Raw genomic sequence first — 12,663 nt, 5'->3', positions numbered from 1 at the left:
CGGGTGTGTCAGGGGTTGAGGCCGCGCTGCTGGAACCAGGTCTCCGGGTCGACGGGGGCGCCGCCACCGGGGCGGACCTCCACGTGCAGGTGCGCGCCGGTGACGTTGCCGGTGGCGCCGACCTTGCCGATCTGCTGGCCGGAGCCGACCTTGCCGGAGCCCTTGATGATCGAGGAGAGGTGGCAGTACCAGATCTCGGTGCCGTCGGGCAGGGTCTCGACGATCCGGTAGCCGTACGAGCCGGACCAGCCGGCCGAGGTGATGGTGCCCTGGCCGACCGCGTAGACGGGGGTGCCGGTGTCGGCGGCGAAGTCCAGGCCGGTGTGCAGGTGGGCCCAGTAGCGGGCGCTCTGGCCGTAGTGGGCGGTGAGGTGGTAGTCGCGCACCGGCAGGGTGAGGGCGGCGGCCTTGGCCCGCTCGGCCTCCTCGGCGGCCCGCTTGGCCTCGGCCTCCTTGGCGGCGGCCTTGGCCTCCGCCTCCTTCGCGGCCTGGACGCGGGCGTCCTCCTCGGCGGCGGTGCGCTGGCTGTCGGCCTGCAGCTGGATGCGGGCGGCGAGCGCGAGGCCGGGGTCGGCGGAGAGGGCGACCGGGGTCTCGTCCGGGGTCTCGATGGCGGGGGCGGCGGCCGGGGTGGCGGAGGCGAAGCCGGTGGCGCCCAGGGTGGCGGCGACGGCGGTGACGCCGAGCAGCGGGGAGGTCCCACGGACCTGACGCGGCATCCGGTGCCGGTTGGTCTCGGCGTCCGGGCCCGCGTACTCGGGGCCGTCCGGGCCGGGGTGGTCGAGGAGCCGGGTACCTGCTGCGAGGCCGGCCGGGTGTGCCGGGGTGTGCGTCGACGCCACGGAGGCGCGCTCCTTTCCTTCCTTCGCGCCTACCGGGTTAGCTGACGGGTTCGGAGCAGGAAGGTCTCCTACGGCTGGGCCGGAGCCCCGCCGATTCACCCCAAGGAACGTGGTTCCCCGGCTCCCTGACCTGCCCGGAGGCCGGTCGGCGGGATTAGGCGACGGCGCACGGTGCCGTCTGGGTACGGCGTTGAGGACCGCGCTGCGTTATCAAACGTTAATCCTAGGAGGCCCTGATTCCAAGCCGTTCGCCCGGGACGACCGGAGACGGACGGGGCACTCTGGGACGCGAAGGGCGTTTTGTCCCCCTTGAGCCCCTTGGGCACGCTTGGACACCATTGACGCCACCTCACGTGATCGGACGTCAACGGACGGCCCTTCATTCAGGCACTCACCGCCGACCTCCCCCGCTCCACAGGGTGCGAAGGCTTGACGGCTAAGGCTATTAGCCTTAGCTTTATGGCTATCGGCAGCACGCCGAAGCCCCGCACCGGCAGCCCCCGGAGGCCCACCATGAACGCCACCAGCGCCCCCACCACCCAGTACCTCGACGTCACCGGCGGCCGCCTCGCCTACGACGACACCCGGCAGGGCGACGGCACCCCCGTCGTGCTGCTCCCCGGAATGCTCGACACCCGCGCCGCCTACCGGCACCTCCACCCGCTGCTGGCCGCCGCCGGCCGCCGGGTCATCACCATGGACCTGCGCGGCTTCGGCGAATCCTCGATCATCTGGGACGACTACTCCCCCGCCGCCATCGCCACCGACGTCCTCGCCCTGCTCGACCACCTCGGCATCGGCCGCGCCGTCCTGGTCGGCAACTCCTACACCGGCGCGACGGTCGTCAAGGCCGCCGGCGACGCCCCGGAGCGGGTCGCCGGCATCGCCCTGATCGACGCCTTCGTCGAGAACACCCCGCCCGGCGCCCTCATGCGCGGCGCCCTCCGCGTCATGGGCGCCCTGACCGTCCACTCGCCCGCCTTCTGGGGCCTCTACCACCGCAAGCTGGCCTACCCGGGCGCCAAGCCCGCCGACTTCGACACGTACGTGGCCGGACTCGTCGCCGCCATGCGCACCCCCGGCCGCAAGACCGCCACCCGCGGACACGTCGGCGGGGACTCCGCGCCCGCCGGCTGGACCGCGGCCGTCCGCTGCCCCTCGCTCGTCATCATGGGCAGCAAGGACCCCGACTTCCCCAAGCCGGAGGCCGTCGCCGACCGGCAGGCCGCCGCGCTCAACGCGCGGAAGGTCATGATCGACGGATCCGGGCACTACCCGATGGCCGACAACCCGCAGGCCACCGCCGGCGCCCTGCTGCCCTTCCTCGCCGAACTCGCCTGAGCCCCGCCCACCCCGTCCGCCCACGTCAGCCCCGCCCGCCCACACGCCCCGCCCCGCCCCGCCCCGCCCCGCCCCGCCCCGCCACGCCCCGCCACGTACGCCTTCCACCGACGGAGAGCCCACACCATGCCCCGAGTAGGACTCACCCCCGAGCAGGTCGTCGACCACGCCCTCGCCCTCATCGACGAGCAGGGCGCCGACGCCCTCACCCTGGCCGCCGTCGCCGCCCGGGCCGGGGTCGCCACCCCGTCGCTGTACAAGCACGTCAGCGGCGGCCTCACCGAACTGCGGCGGCTCATCGCCGTCCGGGTCACCGAGGAACTCGCCGACCGGCTCGCCGAGGCCGCCGTCGGCCGCAGCGGGGACGACGCCGTCGCCACCGTGCTGCGCGCCTACCACGCGTACGCCACCGAGCACCCGCACCGCTACAACGCCCTCCCCCAGGCCCCGCAGCCGGACGACGACCTCACCCGCGCGGCCGGCCGGCTCGTCGGGGTGATCATCGCCGTCCTGCGGGAGTACGGCCTCGACGGCGCGGAGGCGATCCACGCCGCCCGCACCGTCCGCTCCGTCGCCCACGGCTTCGCCTCCCTCTCCATCGGCGGCGGCTTCCAGCTCGCCGAAGACCTGGCCACCACCCAGAGCCGCCTCATCACCCTCCTCACCACCGGCCTCCGCACCTGGCCCACCCCCTGAGACCCCGGCCACCGCACCGACCGCGGCACGACCCGCCCGGCCTCCCACGACGGCGGAACGGCCAGCGCCCCGGGTGAGGCATGCGCGAGAAGTCGGACCCGCCGACTTCCCGTGCAACAGGCGGACGCGGGGGCGCGCCCGGAAACAGCCGGCGGCAGGGCGTGCGCGCGGCAGGCGCGGCGTACGAGGCATGCGCAGCAGGCGCGGCGTGCACGAGAAGTCGGACCCGCCGACTTTCCGTGCGGCGGGCAGGCAGCGGGCCTGGGGGTGGTGGGGGTGGACGGGTTAGTGTGGCCGGGCTGACTGGTGGTCATGACAGGGGACCGCCGACCCCTTGGCGGAGGTCCACGTGCCCGCACCGATAGCGAGGGCGCGGCGGTGGTACCTGCGGCTGCTGGACGGGAACGCCCGGGCGGCGCGGTACGCGCTGGGGGTGCTGCTCGGGGTGACGGCGGTGCTGAGCGTCCTGCCGATCGTGCTGCCGTACAGCTGGCCGCCGTCGGCGCTGGTGCTGCCGCTGGTGGTCGGCGGGCTGCTGTTGCGGCGCGGGCAGCTGCTGGTGCTGGTGTGCGCGGCGCTGGCCGGCGGGGTGCTGGGGGCGGTGGTGCGGGATCCGCTCGGGGTGCGGATCGGGGTGACGCTGGTACTGGCCGCGACCGCGGTGACGGTGCTGGCCGCGAACCGGTTCCGGCACCGGCTGGGTCTGCGCGGGACGCAGGGCGATTCGATGCTGCTGGAGCTGGCCGAGCACACCCGGACGCTGGCCCGGCTTCCGGAGCGGCTGCTCGACTGGCACTTCGACAGTGCGCTGGCGCCGGCCGGCGACACCTCGTTCTCGGGTGACTTCCTGCTGTGCGCGCACCGCCCCGAGGAGGATCTGCTGGAACTGCTGCTGGTGGACGTGTCGGGCAAGGGCAGCCGGGCGGCGGCCCGCTCGACGCACCTGTCGGGCGCGTTCGCGATGCTGCTGGGGCGGGTGCCGCCGGAGGCGTTCCTGCCGGCGGCCAACGACCATCTGGTGCGGATGGGCTGGGAGGACGACTTCGCGACGGCGGTGCACCTCGCGCTGCGTCCGGCGACGGGCGACTACCGGCTGTTCAACGCCGGCCATCCGGCGCCCGCGCAGTTCCGCCGGGCGGACGGCGGCGGCTGGGCGCGGTCGGGGCACGGCGGTCCGGCGCTGGGGCTGGTGTCGGGCGCGCTGTACCCGGCGGTGTCGGGGCGGCTGCGGCGGGGCGATTCGCTGCTGCTGTTCAGTGACGGCCTGGTGGAGGTGCCGGGTCGGGACCTGGACGAGGGGGTGGGTCGGCTGCTGGCGGCGGCCGAGCCGGTGGTGCGGCCGTGGCGGACGCAGCAGCAGCTCACCCGGGGTGCGGCGGAGCGGCTGGTCCGGACGGTGGCGCGGGACGCGGCGGACGACCGGACGCTGGTGCTGGTGCGCCGTCTGGGTCACCATTCACCCGCTTCAGCACCCGCTTGAGAAATAAGGTATGAAGAATTAAGTGCCCGTTCGGGCACCCAGAGGGCACCCACCCCCCGAGAGCGGAAAGGCCGGGTATCCGATGGACCTGACCTCGCCGTGGGTTCCCCCCTCCGAGGACGAGAGCCGGACGCCGCGCAGCAGTCCCACCGCCCGCAGCCCCATGCGCTGCGTGCGCTTACTTCTCGGCTGCACCAGCGCCGCCGAACTGCTCGGCACCGTCCTCGCCGAGGGGCCGGGCTGGATCACCGGCGAGGGTTCCGCGCTCTACCTGCTGGATTCCGCGGGAATGCTCCGGCTGACCGCCTCGCACGGGCTGCCGGACTGGGCCCACGAGCGCTACAGCATCGTCGATCCGGCCGGTGACCTCCCCGCCGCGATGGCCCTGCGGTTACGCCGCCCCTACCTGCTCAGTCCCGAGCACACCAGCGTCGACTACCCGAACAAGAACGCCGGCATGGGCACCGGCATGGTCGCCGTGATCGCCCTGCCGATGGTCGTCGACGAGCGGCCGGTCGGCGTCCTCGCCCTCGCGCTGGCCCACCGGGGCACCGTCCCCCGCCGCGACCTGGACGTCCTGGAGACCATCGGCGAGGCCTGCGCCCACCGGCTGTCCCACCTGCTCGACCACGCGGACGCCCGGATACCCCAGGACCCGGCCGGGGCGCCGCCGGACGGGGCCGGCAGCCTCCCCGCCGGGCTGGCCCACCCGATGCTGTCGCTCGCCGTCCGGGCGGCCGGGCACGGCGCCTTCGAACGCGATCTGGTCACCGGCGAGAGCTACTGGGACGCCGCGGCGTTCCGGGTCACCGGCCAGCCCGCCACCGCCGACGGCTCCGCCCCGGAGCTGGACCGGATCGTCCACCCGGAGGACCTGCCGGACGTGCAGGCGGCGCTCGCCGAATCGCTCACCACCGGCGGGTGGTACCGGATCGGGTACCGGGTGCTGCGCGGGGGCGGCAGGGTGGCGCGGATCGAGGAGACCGGCGAGGTGATGCTGGACGTCCACGGCCGGCCGGTCCGGGTCGCCGGGCTGCTCTCCGACCGGGGCCAGGGCCGCGGCCGGGACCAGGGCCGGGAACACCCAGGGCAGCAGCCCGAGGAACAGTCCACCCCGGCCGGGGCCCGGACGGCGCTGCTGCTCGCGCTCACCCGGTCGCTGTCGCGGGCGGTGACCGTCCGGGACGTCACCACCGCCGTCACGGACGTCGCCCGCCCGGCGTTCGGCGCCGCCAGCATCGTCCTGGACCTGGTGGACGAGGGCCGGCTGCTGCCCGTCTCGCACACCGTGTACGGCGGGCCCAGGCGCACCGAGCTGACCCGGCTGGCGGACCTCTCCGAGAACGTGATGCAGCACGCGCTGACCCGCTCGGCCCCGCTGTTCAGCGAGCCCGGCCCGGACCGGAGCCGGCACGGCCCGCTCACCCCGGCCTCCTGGGCGGTGCTGCCGCTGGTCGCCTCCGGGCGGCAGGTGGGCTCCTGCCTGATCACCTTCTCCGCCGAGCGGGCGTTCGGCCGGGAGGACCGCACCCTGTACTCGGCGTTCGCCGGGATCCTGGCGCAGTCCCTGGAGCGGGCCCGGCTGTACGACACCCACCACCACCGCGCCACCGAGCTGCAGCGCGCGATGCTGCCGCGCACCCTGCCCCGGCTGCCCGGGATCGCCAGTGCCGCCCGCTATCTGCCGAGCACCGAGGGCATGCAGATCGGCGGCGACTGGTACGACCTGCTGAGGCTGCCGGACGGCCGGATCGGGCTGGTGATCGGCGACGTCCAGGGCCACAACGCGGAGGCGACGGCGGTGATGGGCCAGCTGCGCAGCGGCCTGCGGGCGTACGCGACGGACGGGCACGATCCGGCCGCCACGCTGGCCCGGACCAGCCGGCTGCTGACCGAGCTGGACACCGACCTGTTCGCGACCTGCCTCTTCCTGGCCCTGGACCCGGCCGACGGCGCGCTGACCGCGGCCCGGGCCGGGCATCCCGCGCCGGTGCGGATCGCGGACGGCAGGGCCGTCGAGCTCGACCTGCCGGGCGGGCCGCCGCTGGGCGTGGACCCGGGGCAGCCGTACCCGCTGACGGTCGGCCGGCTGGCGGTCGGCGAGACGCTGCTGGTGTACACGGACGGGCTGGTCGAGGACCGCGAGGAGGACTACGACGAGTCGGTGCAGCGGATGCTCGGCGGGCTGGAGCTGTGGGCCCGGCAGACCGGCCCGACCCGGGTCGGCGCGGCGCCCGCGCTGGAGCGGCTGGCAGACCTGCTCACGCTGAACGTGACCGAGCGGCGGTCCCGGCCGGACGACGTGGCACTGTTGCTCCTGCACCGGACGTCGCCCCTTCCGTAACACCGTGCACACGTTCCCCACACATCCCAGGACGTGACTCGGCCATCTCCCGCCCGGCCCGGCCGACGCGCCGCAGGCGCCCCACCGGGGACGAACGTCCTCGGGCCGTCCGGATCGCGGTCGAACGGCGCCGGTTTGACGCCGTATTGACTGGATATTGACGAGATCCGGTCACTTGGCGAGATCCGTTCACACCTTCGTAGGATCATCACCCTAGAATTCGCGGCGTGACGATGACTCAGTGGTGCACAACGGCAACCGGCGTACTCGCCGCCCTCGCCCTCGTGGCCACCGCCCGGTACCGCGCCGTGTCCGTCACCCAGCGCCGCCGCGCCGACCGGCTGCGACGCGACCTCGCCCGGCTCCAGGAGCAGCTGGGCGCCGAACTCTCCCGCCGCGGCGCCGACCTGGCCGCCGTCCAGCAGGAGCAGGAACTCACCGCCTCCACCCAGCGGGCCTTCCTCAGCGTCGCCCGCCGCATCCTCGTCATGGCCCACGACCAGCAGGCCCTGCTCGACGAGATGGAACGCACCCACGACGACCCGGCGCTGCTGGAGGGCCTGCTCAAGGCCGACCACGCCGCCGCCCAACAGGCCCGGCTGGCCCAGACCCTGGCCGTGCTGTGCGGCGCGCGGGCCGGCCGGCACTGGCCCGAGCCGGTCTCGCTGGAGGACGTCGTGCGCGGCGCCCAGTCCCGCATCCTGCCGTTCCAGCGGGTGGTGGTCCGCAGCCGGATCGAGACCGCGGTGGTCGGCGCCGCCGCCGAGGCGCTGATCCACGCCGTCGCCGAGCTGCTGGACAACGCCACCCGCTACTCCCCGCCCAGCACCCAGGTGTTCGTCACCCTGATGCCGGTGCACAACGGAGCCGTCATCGAGATCGACGACGGTGGCGTCGGCATGCCGGAACAGGCCGTCGCCAAGGCCGCCGCCGCCCTCGCCGGCGGCACCAGCCTGGAGGTCTCCCGGCTCGGCGAGGTGCCGCAGCTGGGCCTCGCCGCGGTCGGCCGGCTGGCCGAGCAGTACGGCTTCCGGGTCACCCTCAGCTCGGCGCCCTCGCCGTACGGCGGCGTCCGCGTCGTCGTGATGCTGCCGAACGCCCTGCTCACCGAACCGCTGCCGCCCACCGTCCCCGGCCTCGGACCGGACGACCGGGCGTTCAGCACCGACCTCCGGCCGACCGGACACCCCGCCGGACACCCCCTGGTGGAGACCCCGCCGGCCGGCCGACCCCCCGCGGCCGCCGACACCCCGCCGCCGCTGCCCCGCCGGAGCCACCGACGCGACCGCGCCGCCCGCCCCGCCCAACACGCCTCTCCCGCGCCGCCGCCCGCCCCGCCGTACCGCTCGGCCCGGGACGCGCAGGCGTTCATGGCGATGTTCCAGGCCGGCACCGCCAGCGGCCGATCGGCCGCCCGGGTCCAGGCCCAGCACGACCCTTCCCTGCCCGCTTCCCCCCGACTTCCCCAGCGCTCCGGAGAGTTCCATGACCACCACCCCTGATCTCGGCTGGATGCTCGCCGACATCGTCAACGTCCCGCAGGTCCAGCACGCCGTCGTCGTCTCCAACGACGGCCTGGAGATCGGCCGCAGCGCGAACATCGCGCGCGAGGACGCCGAACGGCTCGCCGCCGCCTGCTCCGGACTCCAGTCGCTGGCCCGCGGCGTCGCGACCGGGTTCGGCGGACCGGGCAGCGCCACCCGCCAGATCATCATCGAGTACGGCGGCGGCTACCTGTTCATCGTCGCCGCCGGGGCCGGCGCGCACCTGGCCGTGGTGACCAGCGACGCCGTGGACGCCGGCCTGGTCGCCTACCAGATGCAGGTCCTGGTCGAACGGATCGGCAGCCACCTCACCAGCCCGCCGCGGGTCGACCACGCGGCGGGGGGGCACCGGTGAGCGGGCCGGTCCGGCCCTACGTCATCACCGGCGGCCGCAGCCGGTCCACCCGGGCCGAGCTGGCCGTCGAGAGCCTGGTCAGCGCGTTACCCGAGCCGCCGGAGCTCCCCGACCACGCCCTGCTCAACCGCGAGCACCGGCGCATCCTCGCGCTCTGCCACAGCCTGCTGTCGATCGCCGCGGTGGCGGCCCACCGGGGGCTGCCGCTCGGCGTCGTCAAGGTGCTGGTCGGCGACCTCTGGGACCTCGGCGCCGTCCAGGTCCTCCCGCCCGTCCCGCAGGCCGAACGCCTGCCCGCAACCCTTCTGGAAGAGGTGCTCGTTGGCCTCCGCCAACTCCGCTGAAGCCCCCGGGGCCACCGCCGACCTGCCCGCCGAGCCGCGGTACCTGCCGTCCTCGGTCCAGGGCGCGGTGAAGATCCTGGTCACCGGCCCGTTCGGGGTCGGCAAGACCACGCTGGTCGGCTCGCTCAGCGAGATCACTCCGCTGCGCACCGAGGAGACGATGACCGCCGCCAGCAGCGGCATCGACGACCTCACCGGGCGCGCCGGCAAGACCACCACCACGGTCGCGCTCGACTTCGGCCGGATCACGCTCAACCCGCGGCTCGCGCTGTACCTGTTCGGCACGCCCGGCCAGCGGCGGTTCTGGCCGCTCTGGGACGACCTGTCGCGCGGCGCGCTCGGCGCCATCGCCATGGTCGACCTGCGCCGCCCGGACGAGAGCTTCGACGTGCTCGGCCGCCTGGAAGAGCAGCGCATCCCGTTCGCCGTGGCGGTCAACACCTTCTCGGACACGCCGAGTTACCCCGAGGAGGAGCTGCGCTCCGCCCTCGACCTGCTGCCGGAGGTACCGATCCTGCACTGCGACGCCCGCGACCGGCGGCAGTCCTACGACCTGCTGATCGACTTCGTCGACCACCTGCACCGCAGCTCGATCCTGGAGCTCCAGGGATGACCGCGCCCGAACCCGGCACCGCCTCCCCCGGCTGCCCGTTCCCGCACGGCGGCAGCCTGCCCGCCGGCCTCCCGCTGACCCCGCTGTACGGCCCCGCCGTCGCCGAGGACCCGCACGGCCTGTACGCCCGGCTGCGCCAGCGCTACGGCCCGGTCGCGCCGATCGAGCTGGAGCCCGGGGTCGAGGCCTGGCTCGTCCTCGGCTACGCCGAACTGCTCGAACTCACCCGCAACGAGGCGCTGTTCTCCAAGGACTCGCGCCGCTGGCGGGTGCCCGCCGAGGGCCGGCTGTCCCCCGACTCCCGGCTGCTGCCGATGACCTCCTGGCGGCCCACCCTGCTCAACCTGGACGGCGCCGAGCACCAGCGGCTGCGCTCCGCCGTCTCGGACACCCTCTCCCAGATCGACCACCGCCAGCTGCGCGAGACCACCGAGGCCTGCGCCAACGACCTCATCGACAGCTGGGGCCCGGACGGCACCGCCGACCTGATCGCCCAGTACGCCCGCCCGCTGCCGCTGCTGGTCTTCACCCAGCTGGTCGGCCTGCCCCGCGAGGCCGGGCCCCACCTGGTCGAGCTGATCAGCCACTTCGTGGACAGCGGCCCCAAGTCGGTGCGCGCCAACGCCGAGTTCCAGGCGATCCTGGTCGACCTGGTCCGGCGCCGCCGGACCGCCCCCAGCGCCGACCTCACCTCCTGGCTGCTCGCCCACCCGGCCGGGCTCACCGACGAGGAGGCCGTGCACCACCTGGTGGTGGTTGTGGTGATGGGGCCCAAAAAACTACACCACAAAGACGCCCAAAAACACACGCATCAACCCCACCACACCCCCACGACGCCGCCCCCCCGCCGCGGCCGGCCAGCGCCGGGCCGCGCCCGGACCCCGTCGTGTTTGGGGGGGGCCCCCCCCACAACACCCCCCCCCTCAACTGGACCGGCAACACGCTGCGGCTGCTACTCACCGACCGCCGGTTCCGGGCCACCCTCACCGGCGGGCGGCTCACCGTCTCCGACGCGCTGGAGGAGGTGCTCTGGCGCGACCCGCCGACGCAGAACTTCCCCGGCCGCTGGGCCACCGGCGACACCGTCCTCGGCGGCCAGTACATCAGCGCCGGCGACATGCTCGTCCTCGGCCTGGCCGCGGCCAACGCCGACCCGGCCGCCCAGGGCGTCGCCTCCGCCGCCCAGGGCTCGCTCGGCGGCAACCGGGCCCACCTCGCCTGGGGCGCCGGACGGCACGTCTGCCCGGCCCAGCACCCGGCCCGGATCATCGTCGAGACCGCCGTCGAGACCCTGCTGCACCGCCTGCCCGATCTCCAACTCGCCGTCCCCGCCGGCGACCTGGGATGGCGCCCGTCCCCGTGGTCACGGGCCCTGCTCGGCCTGCCGGTGCTGTACAGCGCCTTCACCCCGCCCCGCCCGCCAGCCCCCGAAAGGCCCGCATGGACACCGCCGTCGACCCCCGACCCGAGCCCGTCAGACTCGACCCCTTCGGACGCGACCAGCACCAGGAGAACGCCCGCCTCCGGGCGGCCGGCCCCGCGGTCCTGGTGGAGCTCCCTGGCGGGGTGGTGGTCTGGGCGATAACCCACCACGACACCCTCCAGGCGCTGCTCGCCGACCACCGGGTGGGCAAGAACGCCCAGCTGTGGACGACCTTCCGGGAGGGCCGGCTGCCCCAGGGCTGGCCGCTGCTCAACTTCGTCACCGTGCCCGGCATGGTCACCGCCGACGGCGACGACCACCGGCGGCTGCGCGGCCTGGTCAGCCAGGCCTTCACCCCGCGCCGAATAGCCGACCTGGCGCCCGCGATCGAGGCCCGCACCGTCTCGCTGCTCGACCGGGTCGCCGAGCTGGACGGCGCGTTCGACCTGCGCGAGCACTTCGCCTACCCGCTGCCGATGCAGGTGATCGGCGAACTGCTCGGCCTGGCGCTGGAGGAGCAGGACAGGCTGCACGAGCTCTCCGACACCCTGGTCTCCAGCTCGGCCACCCCGGCGGCGGCCGCCGCCGCGCAGCAGGCCCTGTACGCGCTGCTGGGCTCCGTGGTGGCGGCCAAGCGGGCCGCGCCCGGCGACGACCTCACCACCGACCTGATCGCCGCCCGCGAGGCCGGGGACCGGCTCAGCGAGGCCGAACTGGTCGGCACCCTGCTGCTGATGCTGGTCGCCGGGCACGAGACCACGCTCAACCTGATCACCAACGCCGTCCGGGCCCTGCTCGCCCACCCCGACCAGCTGCGGCTGGTGCTCTCCGGCGAGCAGCCGTGGTCGGCGGTCATCGAGGAGACGCTGCGCTACGACTCGCCGGTCGGCCAGTTCCCGCTGCGCTACGCGACCGAGGACATCGAGGTCGGTGACGTGGTGATCCGGCGCGGCGAGGCGCTGCTCGCCTCCTACGCGGCGGCCGGCCGCGACGCCGGGCACCACCCGGACGCCGACCGCTTCGACGTCACCCGGCGGCCCAACCGGCACCTGTCGCTCGGCCACGGCCCGCACTTCTGCCTCGGCTCCGGACTGGCCCGGCTGGAGGCCGAGACCGCGCTGCGGCACCTGTTCGGACGGTTCCCCGGGCTGGCCCTCGCCGAGGGCGACGCGCCGGAGCCGATCGGTTCCTTCATCAGCAACAGCGTGCGAACCCTGCGGGTGACGGTCTGAGCCGCCCGGTTACCTGAAGGCGGCCCGGGTCGTTCGGCAGTGCATGAAGAAACTCGCCACCCTGGCCGCCCTCACCATGGCGGGCCTCGCGCTCGCCGCCCCGGCGGCGTCCGCCACCACCCAGACCGCGAGCTCCCCGGACGCCACCGGGGGCCTCACCGACGGTCTCAACCTCTCCCCGGCCGACCTCGCCATCCACGCCGCCGGCAAGTTGCCGGTGGTCGGCCACACCGCCCAGGAGGTGGAGGCCGTCGGCACCAACCAGATGACCCACCCGGGGCTCAGCGGTCAGATCGGCTGACCCGGATCGCCTGACCCGGATCGGCTGACCACGCCCACCGGGCACCGCCCCGGTTGCCGCCACCCCCGTCGGCGGCAACCGGGGCTTCGCCGTTCCCGGGCCCGCCCGGCGCCGCCGGACCGCCCGGCCCGCGCCGCCGGGCCCGCTC

General features: G+C 74.7%; 13 protein-coding genes and 1 riboswitch. Of the genes, 11 read left to right on the top strand and 2 right to left on the bottom strand.

The window, feature by feature from the left end:
- Positions 1-8 precede the first annotated feature (8 nt).
- Positions 9-842, bottom strand: a complete 834-nt coding sequence (locus ACFV6I_RS30675) for a M23 family metallopeptidase (RefSeq protein ID WP_063348302.1) — start codon at positions 840-842, stop codon at positions 9-11.
- Positions 843-854: 12 nt separating this feature from the next.
- Positions 855-1,013, bottom strand: a riboswitch (cyclic di-AMP (ydaO/yuaA leader).
- Positions 1,014-1,301: 288 nt separating this feature from the next.
- Between ACFV6I_RS30675 and ACFV6I_RS30670 the strand changes: the two genes are divergently transcribed.
- The 8 genes from ACFV6I_RS30670 to ACFV6I_RS30635 all read left to right on the top strand — a co-directional run bounded on the left by ACFV6I_RS30670 (position 1,302) and on the right by ACFV6I_RS30635 (position 9,559).
- On the top strand, positions 1,302-2,183 hold the full coding sequence (locus tag ACFV6I_RS30670) for an alpha/beta fold hydrolase (RefSeq protein ID WP_380428819.1): 882 nt from the start codon (positions 1,302-1,304) through the stop codon (positions 2,181-2,183).
- 126 nt (positions 2,184-2,309) lie between these two features.
- Positions 2,310-2,879 carry a TetR/AcrR family transcriptional regulator gene (locus ACFV6I_RS30665; RefSeq protein WP_063348304.1) on the top strand — a complete coding sequence of 190 codons (570 nt, stop codon included), beginning with the start codon at positions 2,310-2,312 and terminating at the stop codon, positions 2,877-2,879.
- Between the two features lie 349 nt (positions 2,880-3,228).
- A complete protein-coding gene (locus ACFV6I_RS30660) occupies positions 3,229-4,359 on the top strand; it encodes a PP2C family protein-serine/threonine phosphatase (protein WP_380428817.1) in 1,131 nt (376 codons plus the stop codon).
- A gap of 82 nt (positions 4,360-4,441) precedes the next feature.
- Entirely contained in the window at positions 4,442-6,703 is a 2,262-nt protein-coding gene (locus ACFV6I_RS30655; protein WP_380428815.1) for a SpoIIE family protein phosphatase, read from the top strand.
- Between the two features lie 233 nt (positions 6,704-6,936).
- Entirely contained in the window at positions 6,937-8,205 is a 1,269-nt protein-coding gene (locus ACFV6I_RS30650; protein WP_063348306.1) for a sensor histidine kinase KdpD, read from the top strand.
- Positions 8,189-8,602 (top strand): roadblock/LC7 domain-containing protein, encoded by a 414-nt coding sequence (locus ACFV6I_RS30645; protein WP_063348307.1) that lies wholly within the window; start codon positions 8,189-8,191, stop codon positions 8,600-8,602. Before ACFV6I_RS30650 ends, ACFV6I_RS30645 begins: the two co-directional genes overlap by 17 nt.
- A complete protein-coding gene (locus tag ACFV6I_RS30640; protein ID WP_380428814.1) occupies positions 8,599-8,946 on the top strand; it encodes a DUF742 domain-containing protein in 348 nt (115 codons plus the stop codon). Before ACFV6I_RS30645 ends, ACFV6I_RS30640 begins: the two co-directional genes overlap by 4 nt.
- Positions 8,924-9,559 (top strand): ATP/GTP-binding protein, encoded by a 636-nt coding sequence (locus ACFV6I_RS30635; protein ID WP_380335493.1) that lies wholly within the window; start codon positions 8,924-8,926, stop codon positions 9,557-9,559. The genes ACFV6I_RS30640 and ACFV6I_RS30635 overlap by 23 nt, the downstream gene beginning before the upstream one ends.
- Positions 9,560-9,761: 202 nt before the next feature.
- Here the strand turns inward: ACFV6I_RS30635 and ACFV6I_RS30630 are convergent, their stop codons facing one another.
- Positions 9,762-10,250, bottom strand: a complete 489-nt coding sequence (locus ACFV6I_RS30630; protein WP_380428812.1) for a hypothetical protein — start codon at positions 10,248-10,250, stop codon at positions 9,762-9,764.
- A 195-nt stretch (positions 10,251-10,445) separates the two neighbouring features.
- On the opposite strand from ACFV6I_RS30630, the gene ACFV6I_RS30625 reads away from it, so the two are divergent.
- The 3 genes from ACFV6I_RS30625 to ACFV6I_RS30615 are packed head-to-tail and all read left to right on the top strand — an operon-like array spanning position 10,446 to position 12,515.
- Positions 10,446-11,144: a hypothetical protein gene (locus tag ACFV6I_RS30625; protein ID WP_380428810.1), complete on the top strand. Its 699-nt coding sequence runs from the start codon at positions 10,446-10,448 to the stop codon at positions 11,142-11,144.
- The gene (locus tag ACFV6I_RS30620; protein ID WP_380428808.1) at positions 11,108-12,214 is read left to right on the top strand and encodes a cytochrome P450; all 1,107 of its coding nucleotides are present in this window, start codon (positions 11,108-11,110) and stop codon (positions 12,212-12,214) included. The genes ACFV6I_RS30625 and ACFV6I_RS30620 overlap by 37 nt, the downstream gene beginning before the upstream one ends.
- A 43-nt stretch (positions 12,215-12,257) precedes the next feature.
- The gene (locus tag ACFV6I_RS30615; protein WP_063348310.1) at positions 12,258-12,515 is read left to right on the top strand and encodes a hypothetical protein; all 258 of its coding nucleotides are present in this window, start codon (positions 12,258-12,260) and stop codon (positions 12,513-12,515) included.
- The last annotated feature ends 148 nt before the right edge of the window (positions 12,516-12,663 follow it).

The sequence above is a fragment of the Kitasatospora sp. NPDC059803 genome (assembly GCF_042732255.1).
Lineage (GTDB): Bacteria > Actinomycetota > Actinomycetes > Streptomycetales > Streptomycetaceae > Kitasatospora.
The sequence above is the reverse complement of the archived record's forward strand: the minus strand, read 5'-3'. Positions and strand labels throughout refer to the sequence as shown.

Bases quoted from the DNA above. Each gene is read 5' to 3' on its own strand.
- ACFV6I_RS30665 (WP_063348304.1), top strand. From the start codon at position 2,310: ATGCCCCGAGTAGGACTCACCCCCGAGCAGGTCGTCGACCACGCCCTC.
- ACFV6I_RS30670 (WP_380428819.1), top strand. From the start codon at position 1,302: ATGGCTATCGGCAGCACGCCGAAGCCCCGCACCGGCAGCCCCCGGAGG.
- ACFV6I_RS30650 (WP_063348306.1), top strand. From the start codon at position 6,937: ATGACTCAGTGGTGCACAACGGCAACCGGCGTACTCGCCGCCCTCGCC.
- ACFV6I_RS30645 (WP_063348307.1), top strand. From the start codon at position 8,189: ATGACCACCACCCCTGATCTCGGCTGGATGCTCGCCGACATCGTCAAC.
- ACFV6I_RS30655 (WP_380428815.1), top strand. From the start codon at position 4,442: ATGGACCTGACCTCGCCGTGGGTTCCCCCCTCCGAGGACGAGAGCCGG.
- ACFV6I_RS30615 (WP_063348310.1), top strand. From the start codon at position 12,258: ATGAAGAAACTCGCCACCCTGGCCGCCCTCACCATGGCGGGCCTCGCG.